At 41.8% G+C, this 18,047-nt stretch carries 19 protein-coding genes; 6 read left to right on the top strand and 13 right to left on the bottom strand.

Features of this window, described 5'->3' with window-relative positions; translation table 11 throughout:
* Positions 1–72: 72 nt before the first annotated feature.
* The 7 genes from CSV73_RS03485 to CSV73_RS03455 form a co-directional block, all read right to left on the bottom strand.
* Positions 73–315 carry a PepSY domain-containing protein gene (locus CSV73_RS03485; protein ID WP_233202834.1) on the bottom strand — a complete coding sequence of 81 codons (243 nt, stop codon included), beginning with the start codon at positions 313–315 and terminating at the stop codon, positions 73–75.
* Positions 316–441: 126 nt separating this feature from the next.
* On the bottom strand, positions 442–1,734 hold the full coding sequence (locus CSV73_RS03480; protein ID WP_099626665.1) for an MFS transporter: 1,293 nt from the start codon (positions 1,732–1,734) through the stop codon (positions 442–444).
* A gap of 171 nt (positions 1,735–1,905) precedes the next feature.
* Positions 1,906–2,334: a YugN family protein gene (locus tag CSV73_RS03475; RefSeq protein ID WP_085132157.1), complete on the bottom strand. Its 429-nt coding sequence runs from the start codon at positions 2,332–2,334 to the stop codon at positions 1,906–1,908.
* Positions 2,335–2,546: 212 nt separating this feature from the next.
* Positions 2,547–3,581, bottom strand: coding sequence for a tRNA 2-selenouridine(34) synthase MnmH (gene mnmH, locus CSV73_RS03470; protein ID WP_099626664.1), 1,035 nt, complete (start codon positions 3,579–3,581; stop codon positions 2,547–2,549).
* Positions 3,582–3,602: 21 nt separating this feature from the next.
* Positions 3,603–4,649 carry a selenide, water dikinase SelD gene (gene selD, locus CSV73_RS03465; protein WP_099626663.1) on the bottom strand — a complete coding sequence of 349 codons (1,047 nt, stop codon included), beginning with the start codon at positions 4,647–4,649 and terminating at the stop codon, positions 3,603–3,605.
* A 141-nt stretch (positions 4,650–4,790) separates the two neighbouring features.
* Positions 4,791–5,447 (bottom strand): GNAT family N-acetyltransferase, encoded by a 657-nt coding sequence (locus tag CSV73_RS03460; protein ID WP_099626662.1) that lies wholly within the window; start codon positions 5,445–5,447, stop codon positions 4,791–4,793.
* Positions 5,444–6,556, bottom strand: coding sequence for a mandelate racemase/muconate lactonizing enzyme family protein (locus tag CSV73_RS03455; protein WP_099626661.1), 1,113 nt, complete (start codon positions 6,554–6,556; stop codon positions 5,444–5,446). The genes CSV73_RS03460 and CSV73_RS03455 overlap by 4 nt, the downstream gene beginning before the upstream one ends.
* 88 nt (positions 6,557–6,644) lie before the next feature.
* Here CSV73_RS03455 and CSV73_RS03450 point away from each other — a divergent pair, with 88 nt between their 5' ends.
* Positions 6,645–7,895, top strand: coding sequence for an HTH domain-containing protein (locus CSV73_RS03450; RefSeq protein ID WP_099626660.1), 1,251 nt, complete (start codon positions 6,645–6,647; stop codon positions 7,893–7,895).
* Between the two features lie 39 nt (positions 7,896–7,934).
* Here the strand turns inward: CSV73_RS03450 and nhaC are convergent, their stop codons facing one another.
* Entirely contained in the window at positions 7,935–9,383 is a 1,449-nt protein-coding gene (nhaC, locus tag CSV73_RS03445) for a Na+/H+ antiporter NhaC (RefSeq protein WP_085132163.1), read from the bottom strand.
* A 173-nt stretch (positions 9,384–9,556) separates the two neighbouring features.
* Positions 9,557–10,477 (bottom strand): NADP-dependent oxidoreductase, encoded by a 921-nt coding sequence (locus CSV73_RS03440; protein WP_099626659.1) that lies wholly within the window; start codon positions 10,475–10,477, stop codon positions 9,557–9,559.
* Between the two features lie 150 nt (positions 10,478–10,627).
* On the opposite strand from CSV73_RS03440, the gene CSV73_RS03435 reads away from it, so the two are divergent.
* Positions 10,628–11,479 (top strand): dimethylarginine dimethylaminohydrolase family protein, encoded by an 852-nt coding sequence (locus CSV73_RS03435; protein WP_369802566.1) that lies wholly within the window; start codon positions 10,628–10,630, stop codon positions 11,477–11,479.
* Positions 11,480–11,538: 59 nt separating this feature from the next.
* Here CSV73_RS03435 and CSV73_RS16420 read toward each other — a convergent pair whose 3' ends face one another.
* Genes CSV73_RS16420 through CSV73_RS03425 form a run of 3 tightly spaced genes read right to left on the bottom strand, consistent with a single transcriptional unit; the run spans position 11,539 to position 13,820 of the window.
* Complete coding sequence (locus tag CSV73_RS16420) at positions 11,539–11,691, bottom strand: hypothetical protein (protein WP_158232275.1); 153 nt, start codon at positions 11,689–11,691, stop codon at positions 11,539–11,541.
* Between the two features lie 45 nt (positions 11,692–11,736).
* Positions 11,737–13,371 carry an MDR family MFS transporter gene (locus tag CSV73_RS03430; protein WP_099626657.1) on the bottom strand — a complete coding sequence of 545 codons (1,635 nt, stop codon included), beginning with the start codon at positions 13,369–13,371 and terminating at the stop codon, positions 11,737–11,739.
* Complete coding sequence (locus CSV73_RS03425; protein ID WP_233202833.1) at positions 13,368–13,820, bottom strand: MarR family winged helix-turn-helix transcriptional regulator; 453 nt, start codon at positions 13,818–13,820, stop codon at positions 13,368–13,370. Before CSV73_RS03425 ends, CSV73_RS03430 begins: the two co-directional genes overlap by 4 nt.
* Positions 13,821–13,975: 155 nt before the next feature.
* On the opposite strand from CSV73_RS03425, the gene CSV73_RS03420 reads away from it, so the two are divergent.
* Positions 13,976–14,308 carry a DUF5658 family protein gene (locus tag CSV73_RS03420; RefSeq protein WP_085132168.1) on the top strand — a complete coding sequence of 111 codons (333 nt, stop codon included), beginning with the start codon at positions 13,976–13,978 and terminating at the stop codon, positions 14,306–14,308.
* A 53-nt stretch (positions 14,309–14,361) separates the two neighbouring features.
* Entirely contained in the window at positions 14,362–15,042 is a 681-nt protein-coding gene (locus tag CSV73_RS03415) for an MOSC domain-containing protein (RefSeq protein WP_085133599.1), read from the top strand.
* A 54-nt stretch (positions 15,043–15,096) separates the two neighbouring features.
* On the opposite strand, the gene CSV73_RS03410 is transcribed toward CSV73_RS03415, so the two are convergent.
* Positions 15,097–16,143 (bottom strand): NAD(P)/FAD-dependent oxidoreductase, encoded by a 1,047-nt coding sequence (locus CSV73_RS03410; RefSeq protein ID WP_085132169.1) that lies wholly within the window; start codon positions 16,141–16,143, stop codon positions 15,097–15,099.
* A 122-nt stretch (positions 16,144–16,265) separates the two neighbouring features.
* On the opposite strand from CSV73_RS03410, the gene CSV73_RS03405 reads away from it, so the two are divergent.
* The gene (locus CSV73_RS03405) at positions 16,266–17,060 is read left to right on the top strand and encodes an ABC transporter ATP-binding protein (RefSeq protein ID WP_085132170.1); all 795 of its coding nucleotides are present in this window, start codon (positions 16,266–16,268) and stop codon (positions 17,058–17,060) included.
* A gap of 3 nt (positions 17,061–17,063) precedes the next feature.
* Positions 17,064–17,996, top strand: coding sequence for an iron-hydroxamate ABC transporter substrate-binding protein (locus tag CSV73_RS03400; RefSeq protein WP_099626656.1), 933 nt, complete (start codon positions 17,064–17,066; stop codon positions 17,994–17,996).
* The last annotated feature ends 51 nt before the right edge of the window (positions 17,997–18,047 follow it).

The raw sequence follows: 18,047 nt of genomic DNA, 5'->3' as shown, positions 1-18,047 counted from the left end.
ATAGTTCTTACTTTTATCATACACAGAATAATAGTATTGGAAAAGTAATCGAGCTTCATTCCTTGTTTCTAATCAATCTAATTTTACTTTCAATACCTCACCGGTCACGGCATCTATTTTGACTTCATACTTATGTCCTTCTGCTGTGCGAATATCCACTTCATAGATCAACATACCGTCATCAAATTCCAGTTCTGACTTCACCACTTCACCCCGTACTCTTTGTAATGCAATTTCATTTGCCTGCTCCATTGAAATTCTACGATATTGCGGATGTTGCCAGTGATTCATCCAATACTCACTTTGCTGATTCAATACTCCATCCCTCCCATTTCTTTCTACGTTGTTAATCTATGTGGAAGAGTGGAGCGATGCCACAAAGCTAAGCATGTCGGTTACGAATGAAAAACGGATTATTTCCAAGGAAATAATCCGTTTTTGTCAGGCGGTTTGTGCTGAAACATTTTTTTGTTTATAACGCATCCAAATTACGAGTGGAATAAGTAGTAAGGAAATATATGTTCCGAGGAAACTTAACATGGAAAATCCTAAAAACGCCACGACAATTCCTGAAGCCAGCCCACCCACAGTCCCTGCTAGTGCGACAAACACATCGATGCTTCCCTGGATCTTCGCACGAGTCAACACATCAGTAGAATCGATAACAATCGCCGTTCCACTGATTAATCCGAAGTTCCAGCCAACCCCCAGTAATATGAGCGAGACAGACATCCACACTATCGATTCTCCCGCTACATAAGCTGCGAGAATACCTGCTAGCGCAAGTGTCACTCCCGATGCAATCACCATAGTCGGTCGCCCGATTCGGTCTACTAGTACACCAGTAAAAATGGACGGCAAGTACATTCCTGCGATATGTAAACCGATAACTAAACCAATTCCTGATATCGAAGCACCGTGATGTTGCATATGGACAGGGGTCATTGTCATAATAGCCACCATGACGCCATGCGACAGTACGAGTACTATGCCTCCTACCCAAATCCCCATCTTATTTGCCGTATGTTGATGAGCAACATGTCCTTCACTAGACTCTCCACGTTCTTTTTGTTTGGCCAATTCAATCTCACGTGCAACGAGTAAAGGATCGGGATGTAAAAACAGTAAGAATGTCAGCCCGGATAATACATAGGCGACACCTGCTAATAGAAATACACCGGTCAATGAAGGTATACCTATGAAATCTGCCACATGTCCCATTGGTAAGACGAGATTTGGTCCGGCTACTGCACCGACTGTGGTTGAAACCAACGCGACACTGACTGCAGTGGCCCGTTGCTTTTCATTCGCAAGATCTGTTCCGGCATAGCGGGCTTGTAGATTGGAGGAGGTCCCTGCTCCATAGATAAACAGAAAGAGGAATAACACAGCAAGACTTCCGGTCATCACTGCAAAGATTACCCCGAATGCTCCTACACCACCGGTAATAAAGCCTGCACCGAGACCAAGGCGACGGCCATAACGTTGAGATAGCCTGCCGACGAGATAGGCAGAGAATGCGGAACCAAAAGTGGACAGTGCAATCGGCATACCCGCTAAGCTTTCATTTCCCGTCATGTCTTGAATTAATAGCGCCCCTACTGTAATGCCAGCTGCCAGTCCGGCACCACTAAATATCTGGGAAATGATCACAACAAGTAAGGAGCGCTTATACAATTGTTTCTGCGCTTCTTTGGATTTTGTGTAGTAAACATAATCTTGCCGTTTTGACATGAAATTTCCCAACCTTTCTATTTCTATATAATAGACGTATAAGTTAATTGACTTTTCACACCTTATTCATCTTAACATATATTGATAAATCAAAAGATAGGTCTTTTCCATACAAAAAACAAGCAATCCCGATTTTTCTAGGGCTGCTTGCTTCTTTTAAAATATGAAGTTCTATATTAGCGGAGCGATAAAAATAGGGTGATCTGAAAATTTTGCTATTCGTGCTTCACCTTCACGAACCCATTTTTCATCGTATACAATAGGTCCATCTTTATCTTCGGGTGTTTGGAACTGGTCTAGGCCAACAGAAGCTAATACAGGACTGTCATCGTCATCCAATCCAATATTTACTACGTGATTAATAATAAATGGTACGTCAAATTCGATCATGGCACTATCTTCATCGAGTTCCCCGTCAACTACGTGAAAAGGTATTCTTAAGTAGATCGTATCACTACCGTCTTGATTCAAAATGGTATCGAAGTTTCCGCGATCGAAGTCCCAGTTACCTCCCATTTGGATATCATGTTCTATGAGTATGTTACACGCATCTCCAAATAGCGACTTTTTTCCCGGCAAATTTGTTTTAAGTTCGATCATGACATTTCCTCTTTTCTATATGAGTTTTTCTTGTTGAATGTCTGACTGATGATAGTTTTTAGAATACCCTATTTAATCATTTGACAAACTTTTGCATTTTATCGAACTGAAAAATAATTACTTGAATTGTAAGTATGCGCGAGGGCAAATTCCATCAACTAGTTTTTTTCACGTAATAGAAAAGACTACCCAAAAGGATAGTCTAACTTCACTTATTTCATTAGCTTTTTATACCGTTTCAAGCATTCTTCATACGCTTCTTGTACGGTTTCAGCTTGGATGACATCTTGGTCATTTGTAGCAAAGCGGGCTACGGAGTGTTCGTATTGTGGGTCGTAGTAGTGAGTCAATAGCTGTTCTACGGCTTCTGTGAACCGTCCGTTCTCCAGATCTTGTTGAATTTGTACGGCGATTGGTTGATGAATACGTTTGCGAATTCTAGCAAATGCTTCTAGAAACAAATCCGGTTGTTTTTCCGGTTCATACTCGGAAAGGATTTCTTCGACACGTACATTGACTGGTAATCTAATAATCCATTGTGGACTCTGTCCTTTTTTCTCAAACAGTAGTTCCGGCATATGTACTTGTCCTATGCGTTTGCTTTCGCCCTCTATAAAGATATACGGTTCATTTTCATACTTTTCGAGTTTATTTGCAATTAGCAATTCGAATTTTTTCTGGTTGTTCGGCTGAACACCGATTTGTCCGAATATCGAACCACGATGACCTGCCATCCCTTCTAGATCAATGACCGGACAACCGTCTTCCTTCAGCTTATGAAGAATCTTCGTCTTACCGCTTCCTGTATAACCGTTTAGTACGAGCAATTTAGGTTTGATTGGTTCTTGCAGTCGTGCAATGACCCACTGACGATAGGTATGAATCCCGCCACTGATTCGACTAGAGCGGATTCCCATCAATTCCAATACGGTCATTGCAGTTTTGCTTCGCATGCCGCCACGCCAGCAAAACACAGTGATTTGCGTGTCGATTTTCCTAAACTCCGCAATGAATTCGGGTAGCTTCTTAGAGAAGATAGCCAAACCATGATCCATCGCGGCTTGTTTTCCTACTTGCTTATAAAGTGTACCCACTTCCGCACGTTCTTCATTGGTGAAAATCGGAATGTTGATACTACCTGGAATAGTTGCTTCTTCAAACTCTTTCGGAGAGCGTACGTCGACTAATGTATGTGAATGATTTTTCTGTAATTCGAGCGCTTCCGTCAATGCAATGTCTCGTACCATGTAATTTCCCATCTCCTTGATTTACTGCACGATGATTCGACCATTATACTCATCAGTTACTTCTCCAATAATATGTGCATCGACTCCAGCTTCACGCAAGTTCTCATGCAAACGATTTGCTTCATTTCCAGCAACTGCTACAAGCAAACCGCCAGAAGTTACTGCGTCACATAAAATCCATCTGCCGACTTGATCCAATGATTCCGGATATTCGACCATATTTTCTATATGTGCAAAGTTGTTTTTCGTACCACCTGGAACTGAACCGGATTCTGCCAGTTCTCTTGTACGTGGTAAAACAGGAACTTTCTCGTTATCGATTCGCAAGCATACTCCACTACCTGTTGCCATTTCAGAAGCATGTCCAAGCAAACCAAAGCCCGTCACGTCTGTTGAAGCATGAATACTGTAATTATCCATCACTTCAGCAGCAGTTTTATTGAGCGTTGTCATCACTTTTGTAACGTGAATTTCTTCTTCTTCAGATAATAATCCATTTTTCAACGAAGTGGTCATGATACCTACGCCAATTGGTTTTGTCAGAATCAACACATCGCCAGGTTTTGCTCCTGCATTTGTACGAATCTTATCAGGATGCACAGTTCCAGTTACTTGCATACCAAACTTTGGCTCTTGATCGTCAATGGAGTGGCCCCCAACGAGTACTGCACCGGCTTCTTTCAATTTGTCAGCAGCTCCGCGCAAGATCTCTGTCAAGATACTGCGATCAAGTGTGTGAATGGGAAATGCGACGATGTTCAATGCTGTAATTGGTGTACCACCCATTGCATAAACATCACTGATTGCATTTGCCGCCGCCACTTGTCCAAAATCATATGGATCATTGACAATGGGTGTAAAGAAATCAAGTGTCTGCACGATAGCAGTCGTATCATTTATCTTATATACACCTGCGTCGTCGCCTGTATCCAATCCAACAAGTAAATTAGGATCCGCGAGACCAGGAGGCAGTGTACGAAGAACTTCAGCTAAATCAGCAGGTCCTATTTTACAACCACAGCCTCCTTTTGAAGATAATGAAGTGAGGTTTATAGAAGATTTTCGCATTACGGATATCAACCTTTCAATTTGTAGTTCCTTAATTTTACCATAGAGTTTGCATTCTACATCTGTTGGGCACTTGAAAATCATCCGGCGAATGAAAAAAAGACTACGCTTTACGGCATAGTCTTACATGTTACAAATCTATTATTTCACGTATATTACATACCAATGGTCGTCTTGTCTCTCAATATATTCCCCAATCCAACCTTCTTCCAGCAATTTTTGTTGCTCTTCAGTATTCTCCATTAGAAGAGATTTTTGTTGCGAAGTCTTTTCACAGAAAGGCTCTTGAAGATCCTTGAATAAAATATAACGAAGTTTATGGCCATATTTAACTTTGAGTCCTTTAATTCGTAAACCCAGTGCAAATTTATCTTTCAAGCTCGGGATATTAAAAGGTGCAACAGTTGTACAAATATAGCGATAGCGATCTTTCTTTACATGTTCCATCAGCCATTTACCCAATGTCGTCTGTAATCCGTTTCCCCTAAAGTCTGGATCCACAGCTGAAATCTCCGAGTACAGCACATTGGATAATTCGTTTTGTGATATTCCCACATCGATTCCTAAATGCTCATCGTCTTCACCAGGATCCAACATGGCACGGAAAGCGACGAGACGACCTTCTACGAAAGCTCCCGCCATTATGCCATTGCCGCGTAAGATATACACAAACTCTTCATTCGTTAATGATTGCAGGAATTCCGGTTGCTCGAGAACAGCAATGACCCGTTCTTGTAAAGCTACAACTTCTGGCAACTGATCTTCAGTTAGAAGTGAAAGTGATGCTTGCAACGTCATAATGACACCTTTTCTTTACGCACTGTCAATTCTTCTAGAGCTTGCTCATCTACATCGATACCCAATCCAGGTTTTTCATTGAGTTCAATAAACGGTACATCATAGTGCAGATTGCCGACGTCTTTACTGAATTTCAACGGCCCAGTCAATTCTACACTTGTCATCGCTTTTTGTGAGAAAGCTACATGGAAGCCCGCTGCAGATCCAATAGACGACTCCACCATCGATCCAACCTGACATTCCATACCCGCCATCTCAGCCATATATGCAAGCTTCATTGCAGGATACATACCCCCACATTTCATGAGTTTGATATTCACTTTATCTGCTGCACGCTTTGCGATAATTTCACGCATTTCGCGCACTCCACGCAATCCTTCATCTACCATTAAAGGTGTCGCGATTTTCGATTTGATTTCTACCATTGCATCGATATCATCCGCTATTACTGGTTGCTCGAGCCAATCCAGATCACAGCTTTCCAATTGCTTCATTGCTTGTAATGTCGTAGAGCTGTTAACCCAGCCTTGATTGACATCCACACGGATTGCGATTTCTTTCCCTACGCGCTCGCGCACTGCTTGAATTCGCTTGACGTCTTCCACTGCATTGGTACCGACTTTCATCTTTAATGAACTATAGCCCAATGCCACACGTTCGGCAGCCTCTTGTGCCATATGTTCAGGTGAAGCGATACTTAACACATGTGTAATCGGAAACTTCTCATGATAACGTCCACCAAGTAAATCATAAGCGGGGATACCATATATCTTGCCTACTACGTCAAAGCACGCCATGTCAAGCGCCGCTTTTGCTGTAGGTACACCATAAATCGCCTGATCCATCACTTCATGAATTTTCCCAAAGCGACTTGGATTTTCACCAAGTAAAATAGGAGCAAGTGTATGGCGGAGTACAGCAAATGTACCTTCCCAACTTTCCCCTGTCACATGATCGTCCGCTACTGCTTCACCGTACCCAACATGCCCAGTATCTGTCGTCATTTTTACAATGATAGATGGCATATCACTATACGATGCATAGCTGATCACAAATGGTTCATAGAGCGGTAATCTAATCGCAAACACTTCAATTTCAGTTATTTTCATTATTTCTCTTCCTTTCCTATTGGCAGCATTTCATCTGTATTGTATGATTGTCGTTAAATAGTCGTTAATGAAAAGAGGGGGTCCCATTATGAAGGTTACCATTGCATTGATCGGCTCACAAGAATTTTGTCGGCAAGCAGAGAGTATTATGTTGCCCCATACTATACGAATTGATTACTATCGATACGACAGGCCGTCTGATGCTCCCTATCTACTACAGACAATGAAACCTTGTCACGCCATTTTGTTCTCTGGCTCCTTGCCTTACGAGGCGTCCAAACAAGTTCTTCAGACCATCTCAATTCCAGCATTTTATATCCAACAAAATGAACATACAATCGCTGTCACTTTATTATACCTTGCTTCAGAAAAAAATATGGCAATTCATGATATTTCTATAGATATAAAAGAACGAAAACATATCGAACAGATCCTACAAGATATCGATCCTTTCTCTTCCATACAAAAGCCTGCTATACATGAACTACAATCCAACAGTGATTTACAAGCGGTTGTGAATTTTCATATTGAGCATGTTACAAGCGGAAAGTCAAAAATGGCAGTAACTAGTGTGCATGCCGTATACGATCAATTACAAGCGGCAGGCATCCCATCATTTCGAATGCTCGATCCTGCAAGCAATATTTTACGTGCACTAGAACATGCAGTCCAACAAGCAGATTTTGCAAGAAGCGAAGCAACTAAGGTCGCTGTTGGAGTACTACAAGTTCATCAACCTAAGAAACTTCCTCAGGACGCCATAGAAAAACTGGCAAACTACTTGCAGGCGCAATGGATAGAAAAAGAGGACAGCTTCTTTTTCTACACTACCCTAGGCACCATCGAATTTATTTTCGCGTTAAAAGCCTTCGTCCAGTTCTGTGAATCGCTTCAACCTGCATCCACGTTGTCTTTTGGATTAGGACTAACAACGGTAGAAGCAAGTGACAATGCGATCAGTGCACTGCAACTCTGCAAACAAGCGGTCAACAAAGGAGTCTTTATGCTAGATGAACATAAGAACCTACACGGTCCTTTGCCTGCAACAAAGCCGTCAGTTGCCATGAAGTTGGACAACCCAGATTTGCTTACGATCAGTGAAAAGACTACATTGAGCCCTGCAGTCATTTCCAAGCTAACGCAGTTTGATGAATTCAGACAATCTGCCCCGTTCACCGCTAATGACTTGGCAGGGTATTTAGCCGTCTCCAGAAGAACTGCTGAACGGACAATTAAAAAGCTAATGGAACAACAATTCATCTATACGGTTGGCGAAGAAATGACTTACAGCCAAGGAAGACCACGCGCATTGTACAAAATGAAGCTTACGATTTATTAAAAAAGCAAAGCCGTTAATAACTCGGCTTTGCTTTTTTAATTATTCAAGTTGCGCCTCAAGTTCCAACTTCGCTTCTTGCTCATTCATTTCCACAATTTCTTCAGATGTCATTTTGACAATAGAAAAACCGGTTAAAGCATAGATAATCGAAATCAGAGGTACAGCGAAATTCAATATAGCGTATGGGCCGTATTCTACTACACTGACACCGAGCGTACCAAATATAAACACACCACAAGTATTCCAAGGAATAAATACGGATGTAAGTGTCCCACCGTCTTCCAGTGCACGCGACAGGTTCTTCGAGCTCAATCCCATATCTTTATATGTCTTACTAAACATTCTGGAAGGTACAACAATCGAAACGTATTGTTCAGAACAAGTGGCATTGGTCATGACACATGCACCAATCGTTGAAATAATTAATGTAGACGTCGACTTTACCACTTTCAGCAATTGCATCATAATTGCCCGTAACATACCTGAATACTCAAGAATACCACCGAAGGTCATGGCCACAATAGTCATAGAGACGGTATACATCATACTATCTAAGCCACCGCCATTAAATAGTTTATCAACTAGCTGGTTGCCTGTCTCGATTGCGAAACCACTTTGCAGAGCACCGAGCGCATCTGCAAAAGTCCCCGATTGAATAGTTACTTGCGCTAAAAAACCTAAAACAATTCCAATAATCAATGCCGGTACTGCAGGAATCTTCATTGCGACCATTACGATGACTACCAATGGAACTAGCAATAGCCAGGGCGATATAACGAAGTTCTCTTGCATGACTTGGGACGTTTTTGCAATCGACGTCAATTCAGCTTCACCCGATCCAAATTTTCTTCCCAAGAATGTAAACACAGCCAAAGCTATAACTAATCCAGGAATCGTCGTATACAACATATGTTTAATATGATCGAACAAATCCGTTCCTGTAAGACCTGCGGCTAAGTTGGTTGTGTCCGATAGTGGTGACATCTTATCTCCAAAGTACGCGCCAGAAATTACAGCCCCCGCTACCATACCAGCAGGAATTCCCATACTTAAGCCGATACCCATACCTGCTACACCGATTGTTGCCATTGTGGACCATGAACTACCGATCGCTAAGGAAACGATAGCACAAATTAACGCAATCGCAACAAGGAACCAAGAGGGTGTAATGATTTTCAATCCATAAAATATCATCGTAGCGACAATTCCACCGCCCATCCATGAGCCAATCACTAATCCAACGAGCATAATAATGATTACTGCAGGAAGTGCTAAGCGAATTCCCTTGTACATCATTTCTTCGATCTCTTTCCAAGAGAAACCATGACGCCAAGCGACAAGAGCTGCAATGGAAGTACCTACTATTAACGGCATATGCGGACCTTGCTCTAGTTTTACCACCGTTACAATCATAACCATAATCATTAATACTAGTGGCAGGATCGCCCACCAAAAACTTATATCCTTTTTCTGTCTCTGTGTTTCCATGATTTCCCCCACCAATCTCCAGATAATTCTAAACTGTCGCTATACTGTCGTTTAACTTATAGTAAGCGTTTCCTGAATTGCTTGTCAATGCAAATTTTGTAAGCGTTTTCGAAACATGCTTTTTGCACATAAAAAGACAGCCGCACTTGGCGACTGTCTTGTAAATATTTGTCTCACTTATTCATCGATAATACTAATTTCCCCCTGGCATGTCTCGTCTGTGTCTTTTTTAAAGCTTCAAACCCTTCAGCAAAAGGATAGACTTCCTCTATGACCAGTTTCATATCATTATCTGCAATGTGCTTCACCATTCGGCTCAGTTCATTACGTATATCCAATTGATGCGATACTATTTCTACTGACACTCCGCGCTCAGAAGGTACTTGATCACCCGAAATACTGGTGACATGTCCACCGTCTTTCACTACCTTCATACTGTCTGTCGTCGTTTTTGGCTGTACTGCAATGGCTGCGTCCACGCCTCCAGGCATCCAGTCAGTAATCTGCTGTTGCCAATTTGCATCGCGATAATCTACTGTAAAGTCGGCACCCAGCTCCTTCATATACTGATGATTCCTTTTCGAAGCTGAACTTGCCACTACATATCCCTTTTCTTTTGCTAATTGAATCAAAAATGTACCAATCGCACCGGACGCACCAGCAATGAATATAGAATTCCCAGGCCGAAGTGGCAGTGGCTCAATTGCTTTTAATGCCGTATTGCCAGCTACCGGAATAGCCGCTGCTTGCTCAAACGTCATATTTTCAGGGATACGGAAGCTGAGAGAATCTTTATGGACCGCTACGTATTCTGCCCACGTTCCGCCTTTTGGCTGCAGCATGCTGATAAACGCAATCCGGTCGCCTTTTTCATAGGACGAAACAGAACTTCCTACTTCTTGTACCACTCCGGCGGCTTCGATTCCAATTGTGTACGGATAAGAAATATTCTGTGGCAGAAAGTATTCATCATGTATTCCTACACCTATTGCCCGAACTTCAATCAGAAGCTCATCATTATTTATTTCCGGAACAGGGACTTCCAATAAAGCAATGTCATTTGTTTTTGCACTCTGTTTAACAATCGCTTTCATATTATCCTCCCCTTCTATTTCATACTAAGTTAATCTTACCGTTTCTCTTCCATTAATTCGAAGAAATCAGCTCCCATGTAGAATACGTTTATAAAACTTCACAAACGGGAATAATATAAAGTACTTACAAAAATGGGAGGCGCGCTGCCATTGACAGCTAATATACAAAAAACTGATTCTATAAAATGTATAACGGAATACGATACGTTACGCCGAGTCATTTTATGCCCGCCAGAATTTATGGCGATCGATGAAGTCATTAACGAAGTACAGAAAAAGTATGAAGATGAAAATATCGATATACAACGTGCAATGAGTCAGCACGCAGAATTTGAAAAGCTCTTGAAAGAAAATGGAGTGGAAGTCATCACGCTCCCTACTTCTGAAAAATACCCTGAACAAGTTTTTACACGAGATATCGGATTCACGATCGGCAATGATGTATTCATTGCCGACTTAGCTGCAAATATTCGAAAAGGTGAAGAAATCACACTCAAAGAATGGCTGGTTGCGCAAGATATTCCCTATCAGTCCGCCACCGATCGAATGGAAGGTGGCGACATTATCGTCGACCGTGATACGATCTATATCGGTATCAGCAGCCGTACATCCGTGGAAGCGGTCAGTAAACTCGAAGAAAAATTGCCTGATCATAACATTAAGCGAATTCCGTTCGATGGGCGCTATTTACATTTGGATTGCGTATTCAATCTTCTGTCATCCAAGAAAGCACTCTACTTCCCTGCCGCTTTTGATCAGCAAACAATCGATCTGTTTGCTGCTTCCTATGAGCTTATTGAAGTAGCCGAGGATGAACAGTTCTCACTTGGTACGAATGTACTTTCAATAGGCAACAATAAAGTATTCAGCTTGCCTCAAAATGAAAAAGTGAATAAAGACTTGCGTGCACACGGTTTTAAAGTCATTGAGGTCGACTTTTCTGAAATCATTAAATCAGGCGGTTCGTTCAGATGTTGCTCGATGCCTGTAGAACGCGGTTAAAGAGAAAGACTGAAGTCAATCACCACACTAGTTAGTGTGGTGATTATGCTTCAGTTTTTTTATTCGAGTACATCTATATAGTAGTTTTGCTCATCATTCAGCTCAGGTATATCGAGCTCAATTGATTCAGGAATCGACAAGTGAATTGTCATGACACCCGACACGGTCCCCGAGGAATTCCCATGTGTTTTTTCTCCTGTAGATTGATTCAATAGGTTTGAGTCATGGTAAAGCACCTACTAACCATACATATGTTATTACTGTAATGTATGCAAAGTTTCTTCTTCTTTTTTAGAAGTCAGCGGCTTTGTATCCTTGGAGGAAACTAATGGAATCGCGCGCAGGAAGATCGTGACAATGACTGCTACTATCATAATGCCTGCACCGGCAAAGAACGTTGTTGTCAATGCATCACTGAATACATCCTTGACCGAAGCGATCATGTCTGCCGCCACACTTTGCAATTCTACCGGCAAACCATTTTGAATTGCTTCTAGTTTTGGTTGATTCATCAAAATTTCCGGATTCATTAACTGCCCTAGTTGCTGCGCTTGTTCAGGCGGTATTTTTGACGTATCGACCACACTGCCTTCTTCAGCGAGCATCTCTTTTATCCCGGAGGCCATTCGTGAACTCATGATAGCTCCTAAAATCCCGATACCCATCGTATTGCCGAGTGAACGGAACAGTTGGGAAGACGCGGATGCGACGCCGAGCTGTCGTAAGCTGACAGCGTTTTGTACCGTTAATGAGAAAACGGGCATACTTGCTCCAAGTCCAATGCCAATAATACATAGATACACAATCATCACATACACTGGCGTAGTAATCGTGATCGTCGACAGTAAAAAGATCCCCACTGTCGTAACGCTTAAGCCGATAATCGCCAGTCCTTTATATTTACCAGCCTTGGTCATATAGGCTCCCGCAAAGGTGGTAGCAAATACCATGAAAATCGACATCGGCATCATAATGAGCCCTGAACCGCTTGGTGAAATCCCTTTTACTCCTTGAATGAAGAATGGTGTATAAATCATGACACCCATCATGCCCATTCCAAGAAGGAATCCAGCGAGATTCGAAATCGTTACGATATCATTTTTAAACAATGACAATGGAAGTACAGGTGTCTTCACTTTTGTCTCTGTAATTATGAAGGCAATCAATGCCACCACAGTCAATGCGAATAAACAGAGAATCTGCCAGGAAGACCAAGCAAATTTCCCTGCTCCTTCCCCCGCTAAACTGAATGACATTAACAAAGCAACAATCGTGACCGTTAGGAAGAATGAGCCAAAGTAATCGATAGATTCCCCTTCACGACGCGGAACTTTCGGGAATAGCTTGAAGATCATTGCAAACGCAATAATTCCAAGCGGCAAGAACACCCAGAATACCCAGTGCCAGTCAAGATTATCTACAATATACCCGCCCATCAATGGGCCTAAGACACTTGAAATGCCAAAAATACCACTCATTAAACCAGTCCACTTTGCCCTTTCACGTGGTAAATATAAATCACCGACCGCAGTAAACGCGGTAGACATGATCATACCCGCGCCAACTCCCGTAATCCCACGGTACACGATTAGTTGGAAAATATCAGCGGATAGACCAGATAAAAATGCGCCTATTACGAAGATCCCGATACCGCCAAGCAGAAACGGTTTTCGTCCATAAATATCAGACAGTTTCCCTACCAATATAGTAGCTACCGCCATCGTCAGTAAGTAAATCGTTATCACCCATGTATAATAGTCCAAACCACCAAGTGTCGCAATGATTCGTGGCATCGCAACACCGATTATCGTTTGATTGATCGCAGAGAAAAACATTGCCGTCATAATCGCAATCATGATGGTTACTTTCTGTTTATCATTCAAATCGTTCATATATTGTTTTCCTCTCTAATCGTAGTGATGACACTGGATGCTTCTTCGAACGTATCAATGAATTGTTGTAACTCTTCTTCTGTTAAATGCGCAAATACGCTCTTCATCGTTTGTCGACCTTGCTTCCGTAATTCCGACATAGTCTCTCTGCCTTTGTCTGTTATTTTCAAATACACAACTCGCCGATCTTTCTCATCCCTTAATCTCTCAATATAACCACCTTCTATTAATTTGTCGGAAGCACTTGTCACCGCTCCAGCCGTCAATTGCAACGCATCAGCGAGTTCCGACATACGCATCAAGCCGCGTCGTTCCAATATAAAAACCAAATGTGACTGCGAACCAGGAAAATGCTCGTCAAAAATCTTCTTCCAGATCTGCCCCATATTCCGTGTCACTTGCCAAAACAATTCCTCGAAACGGGAAAACAACTCTTTTTCATCTGCCACTGGCCATACCTCCAATATATAATTTAATCGCCAAATACTTTAATGATTAAAGTATAATGCTCAAAAAATATGTTGTCAAATAATGATTTAAATGAATAAATAGATCATCTTATACACATCCTATCTACTTACACTGTATGTTAGGAGTGAATAAGATGAATACAGTAAAGGATTTTCCTATTCAACAAAACAGATTATTGAATGTGGGCTTTCTATTAGCTTGCCTTTGTTTATTAGACGCCCTATTCACTGATTACGGTTTGCGAACCGGCCACATAGAGGAAGCTAATCTGTTTGTCGCATTTATGTATGAAACAAGCATTTTTTTGTTTTATGCCGTCAAATTAGGTTTGCCGCTACTGCTTTTATATCTGCTAACCATTCGATCGTCGGGAGTCGTCGTGCGCATTACCTTGACGACTGCCTTATTTCTTTATATTGCTGTGTTGTTCATTCATATTTTTTGGTTAATTGTAGTGGCGTTTTGAAATGATAGTATCCTTCCTGCAAACCGTATGTATTGTATACTGTATATATGAATATGCGGAAAGAAGGGAACTTATTGAACATTTCTCCAACATTACGAACGTTGGCAATCGGGTTGCCACGTACTTTGCAGACAATGAGTGGAAAAGAATTTGTCAGCGCTATATGTAAACAAACATCTGCGGAAGTCTATCTTTCTAAAGAAGGTTTTCAAGGTGATGGGATTGCTGATACGAAACATCATGGTGGACCTGATCGCGCAGTCTGTATCTATCCGGGGGAGCATTACACTTTCTGGGAAAAAGAGTTCTCCTGCATATTGCCCTCTTCTACTTTCGGAGAAAACCTCACAGTGGACGGGATGCTAGAGGAAGACATATGCATCGGAGACATTTTCCAGGTAGGTGAAGCCATTATTCAAGTAACGCAAGGTCGGGTTCCTTGCAGCACAATTAGTAAGCGTACTGGCTTGCCTAATCTGATGAAAGAGATGGTCAACACTGGATTCACAGGCTATTTATGCCGTGTCGTGAAAGAAGGAATTGTTCGTTCAGATTCTGCAATTACTTTGCTTCAACAAGATCCAAACGAAGTTTCCATCCTCTATGCAAATGAAGTGTATTTTCAGCGCCCTAAAGATGTGGAAGGATTGAAGCGAATTTTAGAAGTCGATGCACTGGCTAAAGAGTGGCAAGACATGCTGATGAAACGGCTAGAGAAGCTCAAGAATATCTAAATAAAAGAACTGACACTACGATAGTTACATATCGTCCGTCAGTTCTTTTTTTGTTTATATGAGCTGTTTGACCAATTCACGATTTCGTTCCTTGAAGAGTTCATTGTGAGAAGATACCATACCATTTTCATTTGCTTCGGGATCAATATAGAGTTTGGCGCAGTTCACAGCATTCGCTGCATCCTGAAATGCCCCTGCTATTAAATGTAGTTTGCCTGTGTGGCTCAGTACATCCCCTGCCGCATACATCCCCTCTATAGACGTAGCACTCGTGCACGTTCCGGCAATCTGTTTATGTTCCGTTAGTTCAACACCTAGTTGCTGGTCGCCAATTAACGAAGTATCACGCTCGTAACCGTGATTAATGATGACTTCATCTACGGCTATCGTGGTAACTGTTTCTTCTTCATTGTCTCGTAGCTCCACTTTCTCAATTGAACTATGATCCGCAGACGCAATGAATCGAGATATATTCGTATTAAAGTGACAGACCACACCACTCTCAAAGAGTTGTCGCACTTGCGCTTCATGGCCGTTTAAATTCTCTTTACGATAAGTTAGGTACACTTTCTTAGCGATCGGTTGCAGTTCATTGGCCCAGTCAATTGCCGCGTTCCCACCGCCTGAAATCAGGACGGTCTTTCCTTTGAAACGTCTTAAAGATTTTACCGTATAGTTCAAATTCGACACTTCAAAGCGTTCTGCGCCTTCCACTTCAATCTTCTGTGGATTCAAAATACCTGTACCAGTTGCTACTATTACGGTTTTGCTGTAATGAACAGTACCGGATGAGCCATGTAATGCAAAATGCTTGTCTGCTATCTTTTCGATCTTCACTATTTTCTCATTGAGCACGACTTCCGGATCAAAAGTTAACCCTTGGGCCACAAGCCGTTCAATTACCTGCGCTCCTGGTGCCGGTGTCATACCGCCAATATCCCAAATCATTTTTTCTGGGTAGACATGGATCTTTCCACCAAGTTGCTGCTGGTATTCAATGATTTTCGTCTTCATTTCACGCAATCCACTATAAAAAGCAGCATATAACCCCGCAGGTCCGCCGCCGATAATCGTTACGTCCAGTAGCTGATCTTGTTTCATTCCATCTTCTCCCTTGTAAATAATTATTGACATCACTTGCATTTCAATTTATAGTTTTCATTGTAACGATATTGATAATCATTATCAATGATTACTTAGTAGGAAAGGTTTGATTTCACGAAATGGCTCGCTTGTATGCAGAAAATCTACACGTTTCATACGATGATCACCTGATTGTTAAAGGGTTATCGGTTCAAATACCTGACAAGAAAGTAACTGCCATTATCGGAGCAAACGGATGTGGCAAATCAACTTTTCTAAAAGCCGTCACGCGCTTAATTCCGCATCAGTCAGGAGAAGTGATAATAGATGGCGAAAATATTGTTAAACAAAAGACGAAGCAGCTCGCGCAAAAGATGGCTATTCTTCCTCAGACACAAGAAGCTGCCAGCGGTTTAACAGTTGGTGAATTGGTATCCTACGGTAGATTTCCTTACCAGAATGCACTGGGACGTTTGACAGCGCGTGATATGGATGTTATCAATTGGGCGCTTGAAGTCACCAATACGACTGATTTCAAATACCGTCAAGTCGATGCATTATCCGGTGGTCAACGCCAGCGTGTTTGGATCGCGATGGCACTTGCCCAGGAAACAGATATCATCTTCCTAGATGAGCCGACTACCTATTTAGATATGGCACATCAACTAGAAGTGCTAGAGCTATTGCAAAGGCTTAATGAAGAGCAGCAACGCACCATTGTCATGGTCCTTCATGATTTGAATCAAGCAGCACGTTTTGCCGATTTTATCATTGCCATGAAAGATGGAGACATTGTATGCGCAGGCGTGTGCGAGGACGTAATACGGCCAGATATACTGCGAGAAGTATTTCGAATTGATGCCGAAATTGGAACGGATCCAAGAACGGGCAAACCGTTATGTATCACATATGATCTATTAAAAGGAGACGAATAACTGTTGAAGAAAATTCTATTACCTGCTCTTCTGCTTTTCGTACTTGCGTTAGCAGCTTGCGGCAATAAACAGGAAGAACCTGCGAAAGAAGATACACCTGCAAAAGAACAAGGAGCAAGCGACACGATTACTTATGAATCAGAAGAAGGTCCAGTGGAGGTTCCCGCAGATCCACAACGGGTTGTAGTGTTATCTAGTTTTGCCGGTACTGTACATGAATTTGGCGTGAATTTGGTGGGAGCTGAGTCTTGGTCAAAAGATAATCCAAGCTTTGATTCATTTTTGAAAGATGTAGAAGAAGTGTCGGACGAAAACATTGAAAAGATTATTGAACTGGAGCCGGATTTAATTATTGGACTTAACACTATTAAGAACATTGATAAACTAAAAGAAATTGCCCCTACTGTTACGTATACATACGGAAAAGTAGATTATTTAACACAGCAAATCGAAATCGGTAAGTTATTGAATAAGGAAAAAGAAGCGACAGAATGGGTAGATGCATTTAAGGCACGTGCGCAGCAGGCAGGAAAAGACATTAAAGCCAAAATTGGAGAAGATACGACAGTTTCCGTCATCGAAGAGTTTGACAAACAAATTTACGTCTTCGGCGATAACTGGGGAAGAGGAACGGAAATCCTCTACCAGGAAATGAAACTGGCTATGCCTGAAAAAGTAAAGGAAATGACTGAGAAAGACGGATATTATGCTCTTTCTGCAGAAGTTTTGCCTGAATTTGCCGGGGACTATGTCATCTTGAGTAAAAGTGATACAGGAGATAATTCATTCTTGGAAACGGAAACATACAAGAATATTCCTGCCGTCAAAAATGATCAAGTCTACCAGGTAAACACAGCAGAATTCTCTTTCAATGATGCCTATACACTTGATAATCAGCTTGATTTCTTCATCAAAAGCTTTTTAGGAACTAAGTAATCAAACAAAATGGGTTCTTCATTGAAGAACCCATTTTGTTATGACAAGAAA

The sequence above is a fragment of the Sporosarcina sp. P1 genome (genome assembly GCF_002743155.1).
GTDB classification, from domain to species: Bacteria; Bacillota; Bacilli; order Bacillales_A; family Planococcaceae; genus Sporosarcina; species Sporosarcina ureae_B.
This window is presented reverse-complemented; position numbering and strand designations above follow the sequence as displayed.